The following is a 22,402-nucleotide window of genomic DNA, read 5'->3' on the forward strand; positions in this document are numbered from 1 at the left end:
GGGGAGTGATACAAAAAGAGGGGGTCAAAAACAAAAGTCAACAGACGAGGCTATGAAATCTTTTGCCTTGAAGTATATCCTTTTTCAAGATCATGCAAAAATTCTACTTTTGACTCGCCTGATTTCCAGCAGAGGTTAACAATTTTATCATTGTGAATATAAAAGAAGTCAATAAGGCCCAAATCAGGATCTTTCAACTGGCAACCCAGTTTATTAATCTCTTCCAAAACACGATTAAATTCTTCAATCAGGAGATTAAGCTCTTCTACATCCTTCTGAACGGAGGCTTGGCTTGAGTCGTAAGTAATGGGTTCGGCCGTCCCGCCAACCATGAGAAGGGTATCAATTTGAATTTGCTTTTGAAGAATTTTATTTTTGATTTTGCGAAGTTTCTCGACATAAACTTCTAATTGGGGAATGAGCTCGCTCGCACCTTCAATACTAAAAAATTTCATGTTGAGCATAGGAACACCTCCAGAATAACGAAAAGCGGTTACCGGTCGCCGGTTGCCAGTAACTTGAATAAAAAAAATTCATAGCAACAACTGTCAAGCGTAGTGAAATGGTATAAAAAAAGCAAAACATTTTATTATGAATTATTATAGAATGGCGCAACTGTAAGGTGCATTTAGCAAAAAGGAGTTTATCAATTAAATGTGAATTCTCTTAGTTGAAGACGATCCACGTGTAGCTAGTTTTCTGGAAAGAGGTTTGAAAGAGGAAAATTACACGGTTGATGTTGCCCATGACGGGGAACAAGGCCTCTTTCTTGCCCAAACCGGTGAACATGATTTAATCGTTTTAGATCTTCTTCTTCCCAAAAAATTGGGCCTTGATGTTCTTAAAGAACTTCGAACGGATCACGTCACAACCCCTGTCCTCATTCTAACAGCGAAAGATGAACCCAAAGATAAAGTAATGGGACTTGATGGTGGAGCGGATGATTATTTGACCAAGCCTTTTGAATTTGAGGAGTTTCTTGCCCGCGTCAGGGCCCTGATGAGGCGACGGGGTGATTTAATTCCAACCCTTCTTAAAGTGGCTAATCTTGAAATGGATACGCTCCGCCATCGGGTGACCCGCAGCGGAAAAGAAATCATTCTCACCCAGAGAGAATATGCCCTCTTAGAATTTTTCTTAAGACATGCTGACCAAGTGGTCACAAGAACTCAGCTTTCTGAGCATATCTGGGAGCAAGATTTTGATTCCCTAACCAATGTGATTGATGTCCATATTGCACGCCTGAGACGAAAAATCGATGATGATTTTTCACCCAAACTTTTAAAAACCATTCGAGGAAGCGGCTACAGCCTCCAAGGCCCACAAAAATCATGATTCGCTCGATCCGGTTCACGCTCACCCTTTGGTATATCGGTATCATTATTGTGATTCTGTCCCTCTTCAGCTGGGTTCTTTACGCTCAAGTGTCACTCAACTTATCCAAAGATGTTGATGAAATTTTGGCTTCTCAAGCAGACGGAGTCGCGGATGCAATCTTTGCATTTTGGGAAGCAGAAAAAGAGACGAAAGTCATTAAGGAAGGCATCGAAGGTGAAATTGAGCATGGGCGACTTCCCCAATTAATTGCGCGTTGGGCTGGAGAAACACGAGAGCTTGACACAGGTAAACCCATAAGACTGATTACCCGAGAAGGCCAAATTTTATCTTCCTCTGCAAGTCTTTCTAAATTTGATATCCCCCTTTCTCCAGCTGCACTGAGAGAAGCAAAAGAAGGACGACGGGTCTATCAAACTTTTGATCTTGAAGAACATCGAGTGAGATGGATCACACAACCCATTATGGAGAATGAACAAGTTCTTTATTTTATTCAAGTTGGCTCGTCTCTTCAGCAAATTGATCGTTCCCTTAATCGTTTAAAATTATGGCTGATGGGACTCATCCCCTTAACCATTTTGATGACCTCTCTGGGCGGATGGTTTTTGGCTTCGATAGCCCTTAAACCCATCGGGCGAATGATTTCTCAAGTTCGCCAAATTGGTGTAGAAAATTTAAGCAAAAGAATCGAGGTCCCGAACACTCACGATGAGCTTGAGCAAATGTCTGAAACCTTTAATGAAATGCTCTTAAGAATCGAACGTGGATTTAATCGATTAAGACAATTTAGTGCAGCGGCCTCTCATGAATTACGTACACCCTTAACCGTGATGAAAGGTGAATTAGAACTCGCCCTCAGAAAACCTCGAGATTCCAATGAATACAACCGCGTTCTACACGTTCAACTCGACATGCTCAACGAAATGGTCCGAATTGTAGAAGAACTTCTTACCCTCGCCCGAAGTGAGGCAGGCGTTGGAACTGTTGAATGGAGCTTGATCGAATTAGGACAATTGATCAAAAAAGTTTATCCATCTTGGGAAAAAATAGCGAATGGAAAAACGATCAAGCTTAAAATGATCCATCCTCAACCTATTTGGATTCATGGAGAAAAGCGACTTTTAGAAAGACTTCTTTCTAATTTGATTGATAATGCCATCAAACATACCCCAATCAATGGATCGATCACCCTTCAAGCTTACCTTCAAAACGACGAGGCGTGTCTTCAGGTCAAAGATACAGGACCAGGAATTGCCAACGAAGAACTTTCCAATGTCTTTAACCAATTTTTTAGTCGACATGCATCGGGAAATGATCCTTATCCCAAAGGCTTTGGTTTAGGATTATGTCGATGGATTGCAGAGGTCCATCAAGGGCGAATTGAAGTCCAAAGTAAGCATAACGAAGGATGCTGTTTTTCTGTGTGGCTCCCACTCGCAAAAAAATAAACCACCTATCTAACTCCCCCATCCCCTCTTACCTTAAGAGGGGAGCCCTCCCCTTTAGTTTAAAGGGGAGCTGGAGGGGTTATAACCGTAAGAAGCAACATTAAAAATTTGTAATCTTAAATTCATTTTCCTGTCATCTTTCTTTGATACACTTTTTTCATAAGCCTGAGTGATGATTTTCAACTCCTTGTAGCTCTGTCAGCTACCAGAGAAAAATTCACAAAAGGTTTTAAAAAGGAGAACTAAATATGAAGAAAGCACTTATTGTTACGATGAGTCTTATGGTTTGTGCCGCAGGTTTTGCCTTGGATACCACAACTGATTCTAGCACAAAAAAAGCCCCTCCATCATTAACCTCACTGAAACTTCCTAAGGTTGTAACGACGGAAGGAATGATCAAGTCTTTGGACACCGCAGCATCAAAGCTTGTTTTGGATGTCAATGGTACGGATGTCAATGTGTCCTACAAGATGGCAACCGTATGGGCCAGTGGTAAAAAGGGCAAGCATGAAGATTTGAAAGAAGGCCAGAAAGTTAAGATCCGTCACGTAGCAAAGGGGGATATGCAGGAAGCCAGATCTATCGAGATCAAGGCCTAAATTTTCCTCAAGCGATTCATCAGTATTTTTACAAAGCCGTGGTAAAAACCACGGCTTTGTAATTTACAGAGGAGAAAACAAAATAACGATTGACGGAAGCCTCTAATTTTCTTAATTTATTGCGAACAAAATCTGGGATTAAGGAGTATTTTTATGGGTCTTCATGCCTATATTTTTATTTTTCTTTTGGTTGGAGTGCTTTTTGGACTGGCCTTTACCAATATCCCCCTCATCCTAAGTCCACGCAGCCGGGGCAAAAAAAGAGTTACGACCTATGAAAGCGGTGAGGACACCATCGGAAGCGCCTGGGTTCAGTTTGATATTATTTACTATCTTTTTGCTCTGATCTTTATCGCGTTCGATGTCGAAGTGGTTTATTTGTTTCCGGTCCTTCTCTCTTATGGAATCGAGCCGTCTCTTGCAGATTTCGGAAAAATACTTGTCTTTATCGGTATATTAGCTCTGGCGCTTCTCTACGCATGGCGTAAAGGAATTTTCTCATGGAAATAATCGATACTCAAAAAATAACCCCCGATGACATACAGGTTTCAGAGGGAATTGGCCTTTTTAAATTGGACGTCCTTTTAGATAAGGCTCGATCCAATTCTCTTTGGCCCTTAACCTTTGGGCTCACCTGTTGTGCGATTGAAATGATGGCCGTTGGAAGCGCTCGCTATGATTTGGACCGCTTTGGATATGGGGTTTTTAGGCCTTCCCCTCGCCAGGCCGATGTCATGATTGTTTCAGGAACCATTTCAAGAAAAATGGCTCCCCGAATTAAAACACTCTATGACCAGATGCCTGCCCCCAAATATGTGATTGCCATGGGAGGATGCGCCATTGCTGGAGGTCCTTTCAAATATCCAGGTCAGTACGCGATTCTTGAAGGAATTGATAAAATTATTCCGGTTGATGTTTATATTCCAGGGTGTCCTCCTCGACCTGAAGCCCTCATCAGCGCTATTCTCAAACTTCAAGAAAAAATCACAGCACCGAAAATAAAGGTATAAGAGGATCCCGTACATGACCGAAGTAAACACTCAAAGAAATCAATTGTTTCAGGGAATTCCTGTCGAATCTTCGGTCGAGCATACTTATGCCAAAACGGGTTTTAATCTTGAAATCATCGTCCCAAAATCCAATTTACGTGATTTAGCCAAGCGATTTCGCGACCAAAAATATTTTATTGAAGTCTTGAGCATTGTGGATTATCCCGATCGTTTTGAGGCCTGTTATCAATTTAACCGATGGGAAAAACTCGATCGGATTTTAGTGAAAGTCCGTACTGAAAAATCCAATCCGCATTTTCCAACCATTTCTGATATTTATCAGGGGGCCAACTGGTATGAACGAGAAGGCTATGACCTTTTTGGCGTGATTTTCGACAACCATCCAAATCTGACCCGGCTCCTTCTCCCCGAAAATGCGACGATTCATCCGATGAGAAAAGATTTTAAACCTGAAGAACAACCTACCGACGTCGAAGATGTTCTAAAGCTTATGGAATACGAGGATCGTGCTTATGAACGTGTAAGTTCGGATCTTAAAAATAAATATCAGAAAGATTATTTTATTAACATGGGACCTCAACACCCCAGCACACACGGCGTTTTGAGACTCCTTCTTCATTTGGATGGAGAACGTGTTTTGGATGTTCTTCCGATTATTGGATATTCTCATCGCGACCATGAAAAAATGGCCGAGAAAAAGAATTATCTTCAATTTACCCCTAATATGGGCCGAATGGATTATGTGGGGGCGATGAGTTTTAATTTTGGCTACATCGGCCTGATTGAAAAAGCCATGGGAATCATCCCTTCTCAGCGTTCTGAATACATTCGTGTTCTTTCAACGGAACTGAATCGAATTGCCAGTCATCTTCTTTGGCTGGGAACGTATCTTCTCGATTTGGGAGCCTTTACACCCTTTTTCTATTGCTTTGATGACCGTGAAGATATTTTGGACATGCTGGAACTTCTCACCGGGGAACGTCTCACTTATAATTTCTTCCGATTTGGCGGAGTGGCTTTTGACATTCCCGAAGAATTCAAAAATCGATTGAAGGCCTTTATTCCAAAAATGAGAATACGACTTAAGGATTACAAAATTCTGATCGAAAAAAATATTATTTTTGAAAAGCGAACTAAAGAGATTGGAGTCGTGACAAAGGAAAATGCCATTTCTTACGGCATTACAGGGCCCTCTCTACGGGCCTGTGGCATTCCCTACGATCTTCGTAAATGTGAGCCCTATTCGATTTATCCGGAACTTAATTTTGAAATTCCTGTTTTTTCAGGATGTGATACTTTTGCAAGATATCAGGTTAGAATGGCAGAAATTGAGCAAAGTCTCAGAATCGCAGAGCAAACTTTTGAAAAGATGCCCGAAGGACAAATTAAGGGAGATAAGGCGCCAAAAACCTCTCCCAGAGTTCCTAAGGGGGAAACTTACTTTGCAGTGGAATCAGCACGAGGGAGTTATGGAGAGTATTTGGTAAGCGACGGAGGGGCTAATCCTTACCGGCTCAAGCAGCGAACTCCCTCCTATGCAAATTTAAGTGCACTGGGAACCCTTCTCCACGGCCATCTTGTTGCAGATGTTGTGACTGTTTTGGGAAGCATTGATGTAGTTATACCAGAAATTGATCGGTAGTCACTACAGTTCAAAGTTTAAAGTTTAAAGATTCTGCATGCTGGTGTTTTTTCCTTGAACTTTAAACTTTAAACTTTGAACTTTAAACTGTTTTGATGAACTGTCTTATGGGACTTATGCGAATTGGAATCAGTCTTTTCAGTGTAATCAATTTCGTTCTGATCAACGCCCTCATTTTAGTCTGGTTAGAGCGTAAAATCAGCGCCCGTATTCAATTACGTTATGGCCCCCTTTACGTAGGATGGCACGGACTTTTACAAACCTTTGCTGACGCAATTAAACTCTTAGGCAAAGAATTGATCATGCCTCAAAATTGCGACAAAGTCCTTTACTTCATAGCTCCCATAATTGTTTTCGCACCCATTTTTGGAACTTTTCTTGTCATTCCTTTCTCTCAAAACCTTCAAATTGCCGATTTAAATGTCGGAGTTTTACTCATTTTTGCCTTCTCGGGTCTCTCTTTTATCGGCATCTTTATGGCCGGTTGGGCCTCCAACAATAAATACAGTCTCCTGGGAGGAATGAGATCCGTTGCTCAAAATATCTCTTATGAAATTCCCCTTCTTCTTTCAACTCTGGGAGTGATCATGGTTGCAAAATCCTTCAAACTCTCTGATATCGTCACAGCCCAAAATCACATTCCCTTTGTTTTTCTTCAACCTCTAGGATTTATGATTTATTTTATTGCTTCGCTAGCTGAATCAAACCGGACCCCATTTGATATACCAGAGGCGGAATCAGAATTGGTGGCCGGTTTTCACACAGAATATTCAGGACTCAAATTTGGAATCTTTTTCATTTCTGAATACACTTATGTTTTTATTAATTCATGCGTTGCAACGGCTCTCTTTCTGGGCGGCTGGCACGGTCCTTTTTTCGCAGGATGGATTTGGTTTTTGATCAAGGTCTATTTTCTCGTTTTTGTAATTATGTGGGTCCGATGGACTTTTCCAAGATTAAGAAGCGATCAATTGATCAATTTTGGCTGGAAGGTCTTGATTCCCTTGGCTCTTTTTAATATTATTTCGACCGCCATAGCACTCAATTTTTTTAGATGATGAGGACTCTGAAAAAGGCCCATCTGACAACGTTTCCCGCTGCGCTCCTTTGTGCGGCGTACGATAAAAAAGTACGCCTCCGCAGTCGCTTGCGGGCGCTCTTAGCTCTGGGACCTTTTTGAGAATCCTCTAAAAACTGTAACTGAAAGAAACACTAAATGTCCTATATTTCAAATGTTCTATCCGGATTTTATAGTCTCCTTTCGGGGATGCGCGTAACACTCAAGTACATGCTGCGCCGTCCTGTGACCGAAGTCTATCCAAAGAAAAAAAAAGAGATGTTTCCTCGTTTTAAGGGGCCAACTTCTTTCGTGGTGGATGAAAAAACGAAAGACCATCGCTGTATCGCTTGTGACTTATGCGCTAAAATTTGCCCCTCCCTTTGTATCCAGATCGACAAAGAAAGAGGGGACGACAAAAAATTTCACTTGGTAAATTATAAAGTTGATTATACGCTCTGTAGCCTTTGTAGTCTTTGTATAGAAGTTTGTCCAACGGACGCTCTCACTCATGCAAAAGATTACGAACTGCCTGCTTTTTCACAAAGCGAGTTGATCATGGATTTTTTAAAACCTTTTAGAGAAAAACAGAAGGCAAACGAAGCACCCAAGCAAAATTTATGAAAGACATCGCATTCATCAGTTTATCAATGATGACCCTTGCCTCTGCCATCATGGCCGTGTCCTTTAAAAAAGTTTTATACAATGCTTTTTCACTGATGCTATGTCTGGCAGGAATTGCCGGGATCTTCCTTTTTCTTTCAAGTGAATTTTTGGCGGTGATGGAGATTATTGTATATGTGGGAGCCATTGCCATCGCAATCATTTTTGCGATTATGTTTTCTCCTCCCCATTTTATGACCCAGCCCGACCGAAAATTGATCAAAACGCTTCGTTCTATCGTTGTAGGTTTATTCTTCTTTCTTGCACTTTATAAAGCAACAACATTGACCCCCCCCTGGATTGAATTTGAATCCATGTCTCAAAATGGAGATTATTCCATTGAACATTTAGGTAAAATTCTCCTGGGAGTTTACACCCTCCCTTTTGAAGTGATTGGCATCATCCTTTTCATTGCCATTTTAGGGGCTCTTATCATGGCTAAAAAGCGAGGTTCAAATGAGTGATCATCTTCAAAGCTATCTCATTCTTTCAGCACTCTTAGCCGCCATCGGAGTCTACGGCTTCTTAGAACGGCGAAATTTGATTGGAATTTTAATTTCGATTGAACTTATTTTAAATGCAGCAAGCATCAACTTTCTTGCCTTTAATAAATTTGTTGCGCCTGATAAGGGCATCGGCCAGGTTGTTGTAATTTTGATTATTGGCCTTGCAGCAGCAGAAGTGACCTTGGCTTTAAGCATCATTCTCGTTCTTTATCGCGGGATGACTTCAATCAATATAGAACAGGCAAATAATCTTAAAGGCTAAAACAAATGGACTTAGCATTTATTTTTTTCATTACCGCTTCTCCCTTAATCGCTTTCTTAAAAATTGTAAGCCTTCCTAAGAGGCTTAAAGGCTTTGCGATCCCTGTTGCCCTTACAGGCATTCTGCTTTCATTCTTCTCAGTACTCGTATTTGCTCTTCGCCATCCCGAAATTCGCCAAACCCCTTTTGAGGTCCAATGGACATGGATGGTTTCAAGCCAATTTACATTTAATGTAGGGTTCTTGATCGACAGGCTTAACCTTCTCATGCTTTTCATCGTCATTCTTGTTAGCTTCTTCGTTCAAGTCTTCTCGATCAGTTATATGGCTGAGGAAGGAAAAGGTAAATCGCGATATTTTGCTTTCTTATCTTTCTTTTCCTTCTCGATGATTAACCTGGTGATCTCCAACAACCTCCTTCAAACCTTTATTTTTTGGGAACTTGTCGGCCTAGCTTCTTATCTTCTGATTGGTTTTTGGTACCATAAGCCCTCAGCAGCCGATGCTTCAAGGAAGGCGTTTGTGGTCACTCGCCTAGGGGATTTTGGATTTTACGTTGCTGTAGCTCTCCTTGCAATCACTTCTGGCAATTTAAATTTTTCCCATTTAAATTCTCCTGAAGCAATTCACGCTTTATCCCCTCATTTTATTACTTGGATCACCCTCCTTATCTTTGGAGGAGTGATGGGAAAAAGCGCTCAGTTTCCTTTACATATTTGGTTACCTGACGCCATGGAAGGCCCCACTCCAGTCAGTGCATTGATTCATTCTGCAACCATGGTTGCAGCCGGCGTTTTTCTTACGGCCCGTAACTTTGCCTTATTCAGCGCTTCTCTTACCTCCATGAATATCGTTTTAATTTTTGGAACCCTGACCGCTCTCGTCGGTGCAACACTTGCAACCATTCAGAATGATATTAAAAAAATTCTGGCCTACTCGACCATTAGCCAATTAGGCTTAATGATGATGGCCCTAGGGGGAGGTAGCTACGAGGGAGGAATGTTTCATTTAACAACCCATGCCTTTTTTAAATCTCTTTTATTCTTATGCGCAGGAAGCCTGATTCATCATTTTCATACCAATGATATATGGGAAATGGCAAAAAAAGGTTCATGCTCTCAAACCTTGACACTTCTTGCTCTTACCGTCGGCGGACTTTCTTTAGCTGGAATTTTTCCTTTTGCAGGATTCTGGAGCAAAGACCTCATTTTAGAGGCCCTTCACACCAAACCCCTCTTTTACTCAGCAGGAATGATTGTTAGCTTCTTAACCTCTTATTATATTTTTAGACTCCTCTTTATTCTTTATTTCAGGTCCGCCCTCCCTGAAGAGGGCCATGGGCATCATGAAAAGAAAGACTTTTTAAGCGTATGCCTCAACTTCCCTCTTGTAACGCTTGCCATAGGGTCTTTCATTGTTGGACTCATGGGAACAGGGCTCTTTCATTACTGGCTTTTAAAATTTATTTTGCCTCAAGCTGAGGGCGAACTTTCAATGAAAATGGCATTGGCCGGAAGTGCCATTGCCTTTTTAGGCCTTGGAGCAGCCTACTGGAACTACCTCTATAAAAAAGCAGAGCCTATTCTGGAATCTAAAGGGATGCGCATTTTGTTAGACAAAAAATATTTTATGGACGACCTTTTTGAAAAAGTTTTGGGAAGAATTGTTTTAGCTTTTTCAGGATTTCTAAACTGGTTCGATAAAAAAATGATCAATGGAATGATGGTGAATGGAACGGGCCTCAGCACCTTTCGTCTGGGAGCTATTTTGACAAAGATTCAATCGGGAGAGCTCCAGGATTATTTGATGATTTTATTTGTAGTGGCATCTGCCATGATCTATTTTCTTGTAGGCCGCTGAAAAAGGCCCATCTGACAACGTTTCCCGCTGCGCTCCTTTGTGCGGCGTACGATAAAAAAGTACGCCTCCGCAGTCGCTTGCGGGCGCTCTTAGCTCTGGGACCTTTTTGAGCAGCCTACTTGAATTTAGATTTTTGGGTTTGTTTTTTCTTTAAACTTTAAACCTTAAACTTTGAGCTATTTTTATGGGAATCTTAACTGACATTTTGCTTTGCCCTGTCATTGGAATGATTCTTATTCTTTTGACACCCCGAAAATCTGAAAAGGCGATCAAAATTATTTCTCTCATCGTTTCAGGACTTTCCGTCATTCTCTCTTTCATTGCCTACAATCGCTTTGATCCAAGAAATGTGCTTCTTCAAATGGAAGAAAGAATCTCCTGGCTTCCCCAGTATGGTATTAACTATTGGAACGGGGTCGATGGCCTAAATATCAGCATGATCCTTCTCACTTCGATTGTCATTTTTACGGGAGTCATCATTTCCTGGAAACTCTCTTATCGGGTCAAAGAATTTTTTGCCCTGCTTCTTTTTCTCGTGATTGGAGTTTTTGGTGTTTTTATGACCCTGAACCTCTTTTTCTTCTTTCTTTTTTACGAAGTGGCTGTTCTCCCCATGTATCTTCTGATCGCCATTTGGGGAAGTACGAATAAAGAATATGCAGCATTAAAATTGACCCTATACCTCCTTTTGGGGAGCGCCTTCATGTTTGCCATCTTCCTTGCAATTTACTCTCTCGCAGGCGCCCATACTTTTGATTTATTGACCATTAAAAAGCAAGTCACCTTCGATCCTGCTTTCCAAAAAGTTGCCTATATTGGACTCTTTTTGGGGTGCGGTGTTTTAGCGGGTTGCTGGCCCTTTCACGTATGGAGCCCTGATGGGCACGTGGCTGCCCCTACGGCTGTGAGCATGCTCCATGCGGGTGTACTCATGAAGTTGGGCGCCTATGGCATTATTCGTGTTGCCCTTTTTCTCTTTCCTGAGGCCGCCCATACCTGGGCCCCTTTCACCGTGACGCTCGCCACTTTTAACATTCTTTATGGAGCCTTGGTCGCCACCCAGCAAAAAGATTTAAAATATGTCATTGGTTATTCTAGCGTCTCTCACATGGGCATTGTTCTATTAGGAATTTCAACTCTAACCGTAACAGGCCTTAATGGCGCCCTCTTTCAAATGTTTTCTCACGGAATCATGACCGCTCTTTTCTTTGCTTGCGTGGGACATGTCTATGATGAATGCCACACCCGCTATTTTGATGAACTGGGAGGCCTTGCTCACAAAATACCCATTCTATCGACTTTTTTCATCATTGCAGGGCTTACAGGGCTGGGTCTACCGGGATTGAGCGGTTTTCCGTCTGAACTTCTTGTTTTAATTGCAGCCATCAAAACTTATCCTGTTTCAGGAATTTGTACAGCCATTGGAGTGGTCGTGACCACTTTCTACATTGTTTCAGCCATTATGAAGGCCTTTTATGGCCCGCTTAATAAGCACTTTGAACACATCAAAGACATTAATTTATGGCAATATTTTGGACGAAGTATTCTTGTCGCTTTTCTCCTTCTTTTAGGCGTTTGGCCAAAATTATTTTTAGATATTGTTAATCCGATTACAACGTATTTACTCATGAAACCATTTTAAAATGATTAAACTTGTTCTCCCAGAAATTGTTGTAAGTTTGATGGCCATTGTGAGTTTCCTTTTTGTATTTTTTAAAGAAGAGACTGGTAAAAAACTCCTCTATCCAACGATATTGATTCTAGGGCTTGTTACGCTCACTTCAAGTATTTTCAGCTTAAACCAAGAGGAATCTCTTTTCTTCAACACTTATCAAATTAATTTATTCTCTCAGGCTTTTAAGCTCATTCTTGCAGGCTCACTCCTTTTAGTGCTTTCGATTTGCGACCACACAGAATCTCTCTCAGGGGAAGTAAAACCTGAATTTTTTCTTTTTCTTTCGACAGCAACTTTGGGCATGATGATGCTGACCAGCGCATGTGAACTGATCGGCCTTTTCATATCTTTAGAACTTGCCTCTATCTCTCAATATATTCTCGTCCCTTTAAGACGTGGTAAAATCTTAAATGCAGAAGCAGGAATCAAATACCTTCTTTTCGGGGCGGCTGCAAGCGCTTTAACCCTCTACGGACTCAGTTTCATTTTTGGAACAGCCAAAACGCTCTTCTTAAATGAAATTTTACAAAACATCACCTCCCTGATTCATCTTCCTCTTTTTGGGGTGGGAATTTTTCTAACCTCAGCTGGATTCCTTTTTAAACTCGCCTCGTTTCCCTTTCATTTTTGGGCCCCTGATGTTTATGAGAGCGCTGCAACTCCAGTAACGACCTTTATTGCAACGACCTCTAAAGCCGCAGCCGTCGCCGTCTTAATTCGACTGTTCCAAATCTTTTCTGTCGATCATGCCTCTTTAACTTACATCCTCATTACTCTGTCCTTTGTTTCAATGACCCTTGGAAATTTAGCTGCAATGATTCAAAAAGACATGAAGCGCATGCTAGCTTATTCAAGCGTAGCACAAGCGGGCTACCTTCTGGCAGGTCTCTTGTCTCAAACAAGCTCAGGCTTTATTGCGGCCACGTTTTATACCATCGCCTATCTCATCATGAATTTTGCTGCCTTTATGGTCATGGCACGCATCAACTCTCATAACGATAACCCAACGATTAAAAATTTTTCTGGCCTGGCAGACCGATCTCCTCTCCTTGCCCTAACCCTCATGATCAGCCTTCTTTCTCTCGCAGGAATCCCTCCCCTAGCAGGTTTTACAGGAAAATGGTTTCTCTTCAGTGCCGCCATGGAAAAAGGCCACTGGATCTTAGTTCTGGTAGGCGTTGTTAACAGCGTCATTTCTCTTTATTACTATTTAATGGTGGTTAAAGAAGCCTATCTCGGAAAGCCTGAATCAGGGCAAGGATTGCTCTTCCTCGGAATCAAGACACGCCTACTCAGTTATGCAAGCATTGCCTCTCTCATCATTCTTGGGGTTTTTCCTACTGGCTTGGTTCATTGGTTGGAAAGCATCATTAAACCATTGCTTTAATTCCTGCTCGTTTTCTCACCGTATTTTTGATAGCTTGGTATGAGAGATGTTTATGAGAAAAAAAAAATTATCACAGCTTATTTCCAATGTCGCCCAACAGATTGTAAAAAGTGTACATCCTGATAAAATTATTCTTTTTGGATCCTACGCCTACGGAAAACCTAATCAAGACAGTGACGTTGATCTTCTTGTCATCATGAAGACTAGAAAAAGGCCTGTTAAACGTGCACCTGAAATAACCAAGGCGATCCAGTTTTACCCTTTTCCCATGGATATTCTTGTTCGAACCCCTCAAGAGATTAATCATCGTTTACAACTTAAAGACCCTTTTTATTTAAGCATCATCCATAAAGGAAAAGTACTTTATGGGTGATCTCCTTTCACTCGAATGGCTTGCTAAAGCCGAAGAAGATTTTCAAGCTGCCTTTCTTTTATCTCGAAAGAGAAAACCTTCCTTCTCAAATTCCGTTTGCTTTCATAGTCAACAAGCCGCAGAGAAATACCTCAAGGCGTATCTTAGCTCTGAAAAAGTTCTTTTCCCTAAAACTCATGATCTAATTTTGCTACAAAAGTTATGTGCTAAAGAGGAAAGCAACTTCGAACTTATCGCTGATCTTGTTCGATCCCTTAATCCATACTCAGTAGAATTTAGATATCCTGGGGAGGATGCCAATCACCAAGAGGCAAAATATGCCCTTTCACTCGCAAAAGAAATTAAGAATTTCGTCCAACAAAAATTAAAATAGAATAATCAAATTATCAGCACTCAGTTCCCGTGGTAGGCTGTCACCCACCTCACAGTCCCACTCTCATACCTCATAAAAACACTGTGAGTCACAGCTCCAAGACTCGTATATCGAACTCCCTTAAGGAGACTTCCATTGGTAATCCCAGTTGCTGCAAAAGTACAGGGACCCTTCACAAGATCTTCAATAGAATAAACTTTTGAGTCAGCCAAAGAAAAATCTTTTTTAACTACTTGAGCCTGAAAACCACCTCTTAAACATTTAATACCACACGCAGCAATGACTCCTTCAGGTGATCCACCCATCCCATAAAGCAAATCAATCCCGCTATCGGGCAGGCATGTTGCGATTGCACCTGAAACATCGCAATCCTGAATCAATTTAATACGAACTCCAATTCCCCGAAGTTCTTTAATCACCTTCTCATGTCGAGGTCGATCCAGAACACAAACAACAATCTTTCCAAGGATTTTTCCTGTCACAGCAGAGACAACCTTTAGCGTCTTATCCAATGGATCCGTAATATCCAAATGAATTTTTTTAGCGATTTCAGGACCATAAGCTAATTTATTCATGTAGAATTCTGGGGTAGAAAAAAGAGAGTTTTCACCCGCAACAGCCATCACACTCATGGCCTCCGGCCCTGAATTTGCGACAGGTCTTGTCCCTTCAATGGGATCCACCGCAATATCATAGACTTCATAATTTTGAGAGCCTTCCAGTTTTCCAAGCATTTCACCAGCAAAAAGACCTGGGCTCTTATCCTTAATCCCCTCCCCAATCACAATCCGACCTCTAAAGTCCATTCCATTCAGGCGACTACGCATCGCATCCGTAGCAGCCTTATCCGCCGACTCTTTATCACCACTCCCAATCCAAGTCGCAGCTGCACGAGCAGCAGCCTCAGTCACACGTACAATATCCAAATTAATCTCTCTCACGAAATACCTCTTTTTATAAATTTTTTACCCCATCCTATAAACTTTCGTTTATGATTACAATCATGAAAATCCAAAAATCAAATATCAAAAATCAAAATGACAATGTAAAATTTAAAATATCTTACTTGCAATGGATTAGAAATTTTGAATTTTAATATGTCATTTTGATTTTTAAATTTTAATTTATTACAACCATGAAAATATATCGTGCACAGTGGCTTCTTCCCATTCATCAACCTCCTATCAAAGATGGAGCCGTTCTCATTGATCGTGGCATAATTAAAGATTATGGAAAAGCTTCAGCTATTTTAAAAAAGTTTAAAATCCCTTTTGAAGATCTTCAAGAAGCAATTATCATGCCTGGCCTAGTTAATGCGCACACTCATTTGGAATATTCTTGTCTTCATCAAAAGATTAAACCTTCTGAGAAGTTTTTAGATTGGCTCTATCCCATGATTGAATTAAAAAAAGAACTTCAAACCAATGAAATACAAGTTGGAATAAAGCAGGGTATTACTCAACTTCAAAAATCAGGAACCGTTCTTTTAGGAGAAGTGACTAACACAGGACTTTCTACGAGTTTTCTTAAAAAGAGTGGACTCTCTGGCATTCTATTTTTTGAGTTGGTTGGAAATCAAACCTTTAATATTTTTGAAAAAATTCTAAAAAATGTTTATTCATCTTCTTCATTTGAAATCGTCCCGGCTTGTCATGCCCCTCATACAGTGCCTGAAAAACTCCTCATTCAAGTAAAAAATTATCTTAAAAAAATAAAAACTCCTACAAGCCTTCACCTCGCTGAGTCTCGTGAAGAAATGGAGTGGATCCAAAATAAAAGAGGAGGCTTTTCAGATCTTATTCAGGATTCAGTGCTTAAAAATAATTCTCAATTTGGAAAGGGAAAAGGCCCAGTAAAATACCTTCTCGAGAACCGATTCTTAAATTCTAAAACCCTTTGTGTTCATTGTGTTCATCTATCTATTAAAGAACAAAAACTTCTTCAAAGAACAAGGGCCCCTATTGCAATTTGTCCTAGAAGCAATCTCTATACAGGGGCAGGGAAAGCTCCCATCAAGCAACTTTTACAAAATAAAATCATGCTTTGCATCGGAACAGACAGTCTCGCAAGCAACTCCGATCTGAATCTTTGGAAAGAAATGAGAATGCTCAAAAAACTCTTTCCTTTTCTCTCCTATCCCACTATCCTACGCATGGCGACGCTTCATGGAGCCCTTGCGCTTGGATTTGGGAAGACGCATGGATCCATCGAAAAGGGGAAAAAAGCTGACTTAATTTGGATTAAAACAGATCAAAAATTGAAAAACCCTTATTCATTTTTAATTGAAGAAGATCATGAAATAGAAGGTAAAATTTGTGAATAGACTAGTTCATTATGCCCGACTGATTCGATTGAGCCACAGTGTTTTTGCACTGCCATTTGCACTGTCGACTCTTATTTTAGTTCATCCTTATCATGAAGTGACCCTGCATAAAATAATCTGGATTCTAATCGCAATGGTCAGTGCACGATCCGCAGCCATGGGGTTTAATCGCATCATTGACCGTGAAATAGATAAAAAAAATCCAAGAACATCCCAAAGAGAACTTCCCCAAGGAATTGTCACTCTCCAAGGAGCCTTTTTATTCACAATCCTATGTGCAATTATTTTTATTTTTTCAGCTTTTAAACTGAATGCTGCCTGCGGTCTTCTTTCCATCCCAACCCTGATTCTCTTTTTCTTTTACCCTTACGCCAAACGGCTCACATGGACCTGTCACCTTTTTTTGGGCCTCTCTCTTGCCCTTTCTCCCATCGGGGTATGGCTTGCCATTGCAAATTCTCTTCAAGGCCCTGTTCTCTTATTAAGCCTGGGAGTCCTTTTCTGGGTTTCAGGTTTCGATGTAATTTATGCATGTCAAGATCTTGAATTTGATCAAACCCATCATCTTTTGAGTATTCCTCAAAAATTTGGCATTCCTAAAGCACTGACATTAGCCATGATTTTTCATGGCCTGACTATTTCCTGTTTTATTTGGGTTGGAATTTCTTTTAAATTAAATTTATTTTACTTTATGGGTTGTGGCATCATTAGCATCGCGATGCTTTATCAACACTATTTAATCAGCCCAAAAGATTTGTCTCGAGTCGAAAAGGCTTTTAATACCAATGGAACCATTGGATTTATTTATTTATTGGCCATATGGATGGGGATGAGATGAGATTGAGTCCATCGTCAACGGTCTACAGTCCATAGAAATAAATGATTCCTTTAAAACTGTTGACCATCGACTGTAGACTGTGGACTCTTCTCATCTGCTTATATTGATAAACATTTAGAGAATAACATTAATGTGAGAATTCTATTTTGAAAAAGCTTATCATCGCAATCACGGGAGCCAGCGGTATGCTTTACGCTGAAAGACTCTTAAAAGCCCTCTTAGAAGCTGGACATTTGATTGAGTTAATTGTTTCTGAAAATTCTTTTGATCTTTTGAACTTTGAAATCGGCCTTAAACCCAAGCAAAGTCTGGTTGATTTCCTCCATGAAAAATATGGGGATTCTATTCTCAAGGGAAAGGTTAAAACCTATGATCTTCATGACCTGGCTGCCCCACCTTCCTCCGGAACTCATATCCACCATGGGATGGTCATCCTTCCTTGCTCAATGAAAACCCTTTCGGCAGTTGCTACAGGGGCGTCAAGAACCCTCATTGAACGTGCAGCTGATGTCTGCCTTAAAGAATCAAAAAAGCTAATTCTCGCAACACGTGAAACGCCTTTGAGCAGAATCCATCTTGAGAACATGCTCCGTGTCTGCGAGGCCGGTGGGAAAATTATGCCCTGTGATCCAGGATTTTATATACGGCCGAAAAAAATAGAAGATTTAGCGGACTTTATTGCTGGAAAAATCATGAATCTTTTAGAAATTGAACACCAACTGTTTAAACCGTGGGGAAATGAGCATGAATTGATAATTAATAATTGAGAATTGATAATAAAGGTAGAATAAATTAATTCCTAAATTATCAATTCTCAATTATCCATTTTCAATTTTGAGTGACCTAAAGGATTATACCTAACCGTGAATCAAAACCAAGAAATCGGAAGCATGTTTTCAAGAATTGCCAAACGTTATAACCTTGCCAATGATTTATTGAGTTTGGGTATTCACCGACGATGGAAAAAAAAAGCCCTTAAGATACTCCAATATCAAAGAGGCGAAAAACTGTTAGACCTTTGCTGTGGAACAGGAGATTTTTTAAAAGTACAAAAATCAGGAATAGGGATAGATCTTTCTTTCCAGATGCTTCGTGAGGCTCAGAAAAGAATTTCAAACTCTCTTGTCTGCGGCGATGGAGAAAATCTTCCCCTTAAGAATCATTCTATAAAAAAAATCATTATTGGTTTTGGAATCAGAAATATTCCTCATGTCCCTAAAGCGCTTTCAGAGATGTATCGAGTTTTAACCCCGGGAGGGAGAATGGTCATTCTAGAATTTTCTAAACCTCGAAGACTCTTTTTCTCAAAAATTTATTTCTTTTATCTCAATAAGATTCTCCCTCGCTTGGGAGGATGGATTTCACATGACTCAGAAGCCTATCACTATCTTGCGAAAACGGTCGGGGCATTTCCAGACGGGGAGGAATTTCTAAATTTGATGAGGAAAGAAAAATTTAAAAACATCAAAATGGAACGACTTCATCTTGGAATTGCTTCTATCTACAGCGGGGAAAAATAGTCTTATTTAATCTTTTTTTCTTCATCCAAACTTAACCTTAAAAACTCTACATCCATCTTGTCACTGGGTCTTAGCGTGTTTTTCATACGAATAAGAAGAAGCTTTTTGGGAACGGGAATTTTGACACCTTCAAAAGTAATGAAATCCATATCTTGTGAAGCCTCTTGATATCCAATTCCACATGCCTTGGCCATCAAATCGATCACAAATTCATCGGCAATACGAACGATAGAATATTTGTTTACTTCGTCATTGTTCATTTCTGAAATTGCATTATCAGGAAGGATCGAAAGAGCTTTTTTAATTTTTTCAATATTTTCAGGGGAAGGGTCTACGAGTAAATCAATATCTTTGGTACCACGGACAAATCCGTAAATGATAACTGCAAATCCACCGATCAGTAAATATTTAACCCCCTGATCATTTAAAGATTTACATAGGGACACTAAATCTTCGAGTTCAGGCGCACGTGAGTAGTCACGATTGCTTTGATCATCCATTGATCAGCCTCTTCCATTGACGAGAACCGATAGACTCCCTTTGGAATTAAAGCCCCTTTTCGAAGCTTATTAATGGTTCTAAGAAGAATAGATACATCGCGGAAAAAATCCACCTTTCCAAATCTCTTCGTAATGAGCTTCATCATAATATCATTCTTTCCTAAAAAAATCCCACGAGGCAATTATATCAAACGGCATGTCATTCGCATACAAGCTTTACCACTCTTCTTCAACCTTTTTATCTTCAGCCTTTTTTTCCTCGGGATGAGCTGTGTTTGGAAGACTTGAACTGCTTTCACTTTGGACAGGTACAGAAACTGATTTTTCTTCAGTTTGAGATTTTGATTCAGACAAGGCTTGAGCTGGTTGAGAAGACTGAACAGGTTTCTCAGAAGAAGTTGAAAGACCCATCGTCACTAAATAATCTCGAATGGCCCGTGTCTGCCAAGAAGCATCTGCAAGGAAAGCCTCTAAATCAGAGCCATAAAGGTCTTCAAAGAATTTTTTCATTTCCTGAACTTGAGGAGATTTTAATAGATTGGGAACAAAAGAAATCCGTTTCCCACTCATTTTAGGAAAATTGGTGGGCATTTTAGTTCCCGGTTGAAACTCTTCAGGACTTAAAATCCAATTTGCGATCCATTCATGACGCAGACGATCCTTCGCTAAGCCTAAATTTGGACCTAGTGTCGTGACCTGATTTTTTTGAGCCAATGGGTCCAAACTCACGGGATGACAAGACATGCACTTAAACATTTCAAAAAGTTTTCCTCCTGCTTCACGATCTCTCTGAAAATCTTTTCCCTGAGTTACTAAGGGAGATTCATAAGGATAAGGCGCATCTGAAGCGGATGAAAAATAATTTACCAAATGAATAGCATCTTCATCCGTTAAATTAAATCTGGGCATTCTAACCGTATACCAAGGTCTGATGGCAAATGGACTTTTCAAAAAGTTAAAGAGCCACTGAGGCTGAACCTTTGCTCCTTCTCCATTCAAATTGGGAGCAATTTCTGAACCTTTCCCCTCAATCGTATGGCATCCAATACAATTAAGATCTCTTACTAGATTCCTCCCTATTTCAATGTTTTTTTCTTTTTCAGTGAATGTTTTACGAGCCTCTAAAGGAATACTTTTTGCTTCTTCTGTAAAGCCTGTCAAAAGGGTTACAAGCGATGTCGCCTCTTCATCCGCCAAATGAAAATGAGGCATTTTTTGAGCAATTCTCTCCGTGGCATAGCTCTGAGGATTTTTAATTTTATTAAAGGTCCAGTCCCATAGCGTATGAGGAATATTTTCTGCATAACCAAAATAAAGAAGATCCAAATCCTTTGAACCGAAGGTGGTTAATTCTGCACCTACCCTGGGGCTATTTTCCATCCCTTGAATATCATGGCAACCAAAGCAGCCCAAAGTTCCAATCAGCTGTTTCCCTTTTTCGGCTGACTCTGGTTTCACGGGTTCATCAATGGAAACAAGATCCGATCCTTCACGTTTTAGGCTAGTTAAAAAACTCACCAAGTGAGCAATGTCTGTATCCGATAAACGCATGTTGGGCATTTTGCCATGAGGAAGATAATCGCGAGGGTTTTTCAACCAACGATAAAGCCACTCGGGTCGAACCTTACTGCCCACATTTGTCAAATTGGGTGCAAAGGTATTCCCTTCTTCTCCAATCGGGTGGCAAGCAATACAGGCCAATTCCGTAAAAAGCCTTTTGCCTTCTTCGGGGGTCCCTTTCTTTAAGGCTTCTTTTTCTTCATCCGTCATCGCTTGAGATTCATTCAAAGAAGATAAATAATGAGCCATCTCCTTGGCTTCTTCCTGGGTCACTCTGAATTGAGGCATACGCGTGCTTGGACTCCAGCCCTTAGGATTCATAATCCACTGCGTCATCCAAGGAATGGTTGTCTTTTGATGAATATGATTAAGCTCGGGGCCTACCTTCTTTGCATTTTCAAATCCAGGCGCCAAATGACATCCCACACATCCTAATTTTGTAAAAAGAATTTTCCCTTCAGTGGCACGGGGGGCCTCAGGAACCTGGACTGTTGAATGACATTTCTGACACGAGCTCTCGACTTTCTCACCTCTCAAAAGAGGCGTTCCCCAATGTGGAATCTCTCCATGAGCCGTTTGAACCGTTAAAGCTGGACCCTGCCCTCCATGGCAAATGGTGCAAGCAAACTTTTCTGGAGGATGATTTTTGAGTAAAACATCTAACTTTGGATGGGTTCGAAAAGGTTGAGGATATTTTTTAGCATCTTCAAAACCGGATCGATCAATCGCCAAATGACAGGTTTGACAGCGATCCACGCGATTCAAATTGTTAACGACAATTTGTTGTATCTTGGGACTTTTCTCTTTAATATCCGCAATCTTTTTCTGAAGACCTTCCCGTTTAGAAGTCATTTGAGCGATTTTAACTAGAGTCTCTGAGAGCTCTTCGTCATGCGATTTCACCTGACTCCAAAGCGGCGCCATCTGGGATTCAACTTCTTTAATTTTCAAAGAAAATTCGTCCAGTTTCTTTTGAAGTTTGTCTACTTGCTTTTTTCTTTTCTCAGCATCTGAAGATCGATCTATTTTAGCTTTCTCATACTTGTAATAGGCTGCATCATATTCACTTTTGGAAAATTGAGAAGCTCGAGAGAAATCCTGAAGTTTTAATTTTAACTGATCGAGATGTTCCTTTGCCTCATGATAAGCTCGAGCTTGGGAAGAATCCTGAGGGCCCTTTTCAAGGGTTTTTAACCCTTCTTGAAGAGTTTGATATTGTTTTTGAATGCGAGGAGAGTTAAATAATTTATTTTCCTCTTCATATTCTTTGTTTACTTTCTCTAATTCTAATTTGAAAAAGGCTTTTTGAAAATCCTTCCAGGGTCTTCGATGAAAAGTTTCATCCCATACTGCCCAAAGGGTCAAAATAATAAGCAGAATAACCGTGGCAAAAAAAGGAATTCGATAAGACTGTTCTTCCGTAGGTTTTTTCCGCCATGCCCCTAATTGTCCCAAAACCATAATGCATCCTT

General features: G+C 40.5%; 23 protein-coding genes and 1 pseudogene. 19 read left to right on the plus strand and 5 right to left on the minus strand.

Going from position 1 to position 22,402, the window contains the following annotated elements; translation table 11 throughout:
- Positions 1-50: 50 nt before the first annotated feature.
- The gene (locus HYS07_06540) at positions 51-464 is read right to left on the minus strand and encodes a DUF2203 domain-containing protein (protein ID MBI1870832.1); all 414 of its coding nucleotides are present in this window, start codon (positions 462-464) and stop codon (positions 51-53) included.
- 190 nt (positions 465-654) lie between these two features.
- On the opposite strand from HYS07_06540, the pseudogene HYS07_06545 reads away from it, so the two are divergent.
- The 15 genes and pseudogenes from HYS07_06545 to HYS07_06615 all read left to right on the plus strand — a co-directional run bounded on the left by HYS07_06545 (position 655) and on the right by HYS07_06615 (position 14,189).
- Positions 655-1,335 (plus strand): annotated as a pseudogene (locus tag HYS07_06545) (response regulator transcription factor).
- Positions 1,332-2,783: a HAMP domain-containing protein gene (locus HYS07_06550; protein ID MBI1870833.1), complete on the plus strand. Its 1,452-nt coding sequence runs from the start codon at positions 1,332-1,334 to the stop codon at positions 2,781-2,783. Before HYS07_06545 ends, HYS07_06550 begins: the two are co-directional and overlap by 4 nt.
- Before the next feature lie 248 nt (positions 2,784-3,031).
- Entirely contained in the window at positions 3,032-3,382 is a 351-nt protein-coding gene (locus tag HYS07_06555) for a hypothetical protein (GenBank protein MBI1870834.1), read from the plus strand.
- Positions 3,383-3,535: 153 nt separating this feature from the next.
- Complete coding sequence (ndhC, locus tag HYS07_06560; protein ID MBI1870835.1) at positions 3,536-3,892, plus strand: NADH-quinone oxidoreductase subunit A; 357 nt, start codon at positions 3,536-3,538, stop codon at positions 3,890-3,892.
- A complete protein-coding gene (locus tag HYS07_06565; protein ID MBI1870836.1) occupies positions 3,883-4,392 on the plus strand; it encodes an NADH-quinone oxidoreductase subunit B in 510 nt (169 codons plus the stop codon). Before ndhC ends, HYS07_06565 begins: the two co-directional genes overlap by 10 nt.
- A gap of 13 nt (positions 4,393-4,405) precedes the next feature.
- Complete coding sequence (locus HYS07_06570) at positions 4,406-6,034, plus strand: NADH-quinone oxidoreductase subunit D (protein ID MBI1870837.1); 1,629 nt, start codon at positions 4,406-4,408, stop codon at positions 6,032-6,034.
- A gap of 95 nt (positions 6,035-6,129) precedes the next feature.
- Positions 6,130-7,092: an NADH-quinone oxidoreductase subunit NuoH gene (nuoH, locus tag HYS07_06575; GenBank protein ID MBI1870838.1), complete on the plus strand. Its 963-nt coding sequence runs from the start codon at positions 6,130-6,132 to the stop codon at positions 7,090-7,092.
- Positions 7,093-7,250: 158 nt separating this feature from the next.
- The gene (locus tag HYS07_06580) at positions 7,251-7,715 is read left to right on the plus strand and encodes an NADH-quinone oxidoreductase subunit I (GenBank protein MBI1870839.1); all 465 of its coding nucleotides are present in this window, start codon (positions 7,251-7,253) and stop codon (positions 7,713-7,715) included.
- Positions 7,712-8,218, plus strand: coding sequence for an NADH-quinone oxidoreductase subunit J (locus HYS07_06585; protein MBI1870840.1), 507 nt, complete (start codon positions 7,712-7,714; stop codon positions 8,216-8,218). Before HYS07_06580 ends, HYS07_06585 begins: the two co-directional genes overlap by 4 nt.
- Positions 8,211-8,522: an NADH-quinone oxidoreductase subunit NuoK gene (gene nuoK, locus HYS07_06590; GenBank protein MBI1870841.1), complete on the plus strand. Its 312-nt coding sequence runs from the start codon at positions 8,211-8,213 to the stop codon at positions 8,520-8,522. The genes HYS07_06585 and nuoK overlap by 8 nt, the downstream gene beginning before the upstream one ends.
- A gap of 5 nt (positions 8,523-8,527) precedes the next feature.
- The gene (gene nuoL / locus HYS07_06595; GenBank protein ID MBI1870842.1) at positions 8,528-10,381 is read left to right on the plus strand and encodes an NADH-quinone oxidoreductase subunit L; all 1,854 of its coding nucleotides are present in this window, start codon (positions 8,528-8,530) and stop codon (positions 10,379-10,381) included.
- Positions 10,382-10,565: 184 nt separating this feature from the next.
- The gene (locus HYS07_06600; GenBank protein ID MBI1870843.1) at positions 10,566-12,023 is read left to right on the plus strand and encodes an NADH-quinone oxidoreductase subunit M; all 1,458 of its coding nucleotides are present in this window, start codon (positions 10,566-10,568) and stop codon (positions 12,021-12,023) included.
- Between the two features lies 1 nt (position 12,024).
- Entirely contained in the window at positions 12,025-13,443 is a 1,419-nt protein-coding gene (locus HYS07_06605) for an NADH-quinone oxidoreductase subunit N (GenBank protein ID MBI1870844.1), read from the plus strand.
- 52 nt (positions 13,444-13,495) lie between these two features.
- On the plus strand, positions 13,496-13,816 hold the full coding sequence (locus HYS07_06610; GenBank protein ID MBI1870845.1) for a nucleotidyltransferase domain-containing protein: 321 nt from the start codon (positions 13,496-13,498) through the stop codon (positions 13,814-13,816).
- On the plus strand, positions 13,809-14,189 hold the full coding sequence (locus HYS07_06615) for a HEPN domain-containing protein (protein ID MBI1870846.1): 381 nt from the start codon (positions 13,809-13,811) through the stop codon (positions 14,187-14,189). The genes HYS07_06610 and HYS07_06615 overlap by 8 nt, the downstream gene beginning before the upstream one ends.
- A gap of 20 nt (positions 14,190-14,209) precedes the next feature.
- Here the strand turns inward: HYS07_06615 and glpX are convergent, their stop codons facing one another.
- Positions 14,210-15,130: a class II fructose-bisphosphatase gene (gene glpX / locus HYS07_06620; protein MBI1870847.1), complete on the minus strand. Its 921-nt coding sequence runs from the start codon at positions 15,128-15,130 to the stop codon at positions 14,210-14,212.
- Positions 15,131-15,324: 194 nt separating this feature from the next.
- On the opposite strand from glpX, the gene HYS07_06625 reads away from it, so the two are divergent.
- The 4 genes from HYS07_06625 (at position 15,325) to ubiE (ending at position 18,870) form a co-directional block, all read left to right on the plus strand.
- The gene (locus tag HYS07_06625; protein MBI1870848.1) at positions 15,325-16,512 is read left to right on the plus strand and encodes an amidohydrolase family protein; all 1,188 of its coding nucleotides are present in this window, start codon (positions 15,325-15,327) and stop codon (positions 16,510-16,512) included.
- On the plus strand, positions 16,505-17,350 hold the full coding sequence (locus HYS07_06630) for a 4-hydroxybenzoate octaprenyltransferase (protein ID MBI1870849.1): 846 nt from the start codon (positions 16,505-16,507) through the stop codon (positions 17,348-17,350). The genes HYS07_06625 and HYS07_06630 overlap by 8 nt, the downstream gene beginning before the upstream one ends.
- Positions 17,351-17,535: 185 nt before the next feature.
- Positions 17,536-18,117 (plus strand): UbiX family flavin prenyltransferase, encoded by a 582-nt coding sequence (locus tag HYS07_06635; GenBank protein MBI1870850.1) that lies wholly within the window; start codon positions 17,536-17,538, stop codon positions 18,115-18,117.
- 96 nt (positions 18,118-18,213) lie between these two features.
- Complete coding sequence (ubiE, locus tag HYS07_06640) at positions 18,214-18,870, plus strand: bifunctional demethylmenaquinone methyltransferase/2-methoxy-6-polyprenyl-1,4-benzoquinol methylase UbiE (GenBank protein ID MBI1870851.1); 657 nt, start codon at positions 18,214-18,216, stop codon at positions 18,868-18,870.
- Between the two features lie 2 nt (positions 18,871-18,872).
- Here ubiE and HYS07_06645 read toward each other — a convergent pair whose 3' ends face one another.
- The 3 genes from HYS07_06645 to HYS07_06655 all read right to left on the minus strand — a co-directional run bounded on the left by HYS07_06645 (position 18,873) and on the right by HYS07_06655 (position 22,391).
- Complete coding sequence (locus HYS07_06645) at positions 18,873-19,271, minus strand: hypothetical protein (protein MBI1870852.1); 399 nt, start codon at positions 19,269-19,271, stop codon at positions 18,873-18,875.
- Positions 19,272-19,315: 44 nt separating this feature from the next.
- Entirely contained in the window at positions 19,316-19,516 is a 201-nt protein-coding gene (locus HYS07_06650) for a hypothetical protein (protein ID MBI1870853.1), read from the minus strand.
- A gap of 70 nt (positions 19,517-19,586) precedes the next feature.
- Entirely contained in the window at positions 19,587-22,391 is a 2,805-nt protein-coding gene (locus HYS07_06655) for a c-type cytochrome (GenBank protein MBI1870854.1), read from the minus strand.
- Positions 22,392-22,402 lie beyond the last annotated feature (11 nt).

This window comes from Chlamydiota bacterium (genome assembly GCA_016178055.1).
Classification (GTDB): Bacteria; Auribacterota; JACPWU01; order JACPWU01; family JACPWU01; genus JACOUC01.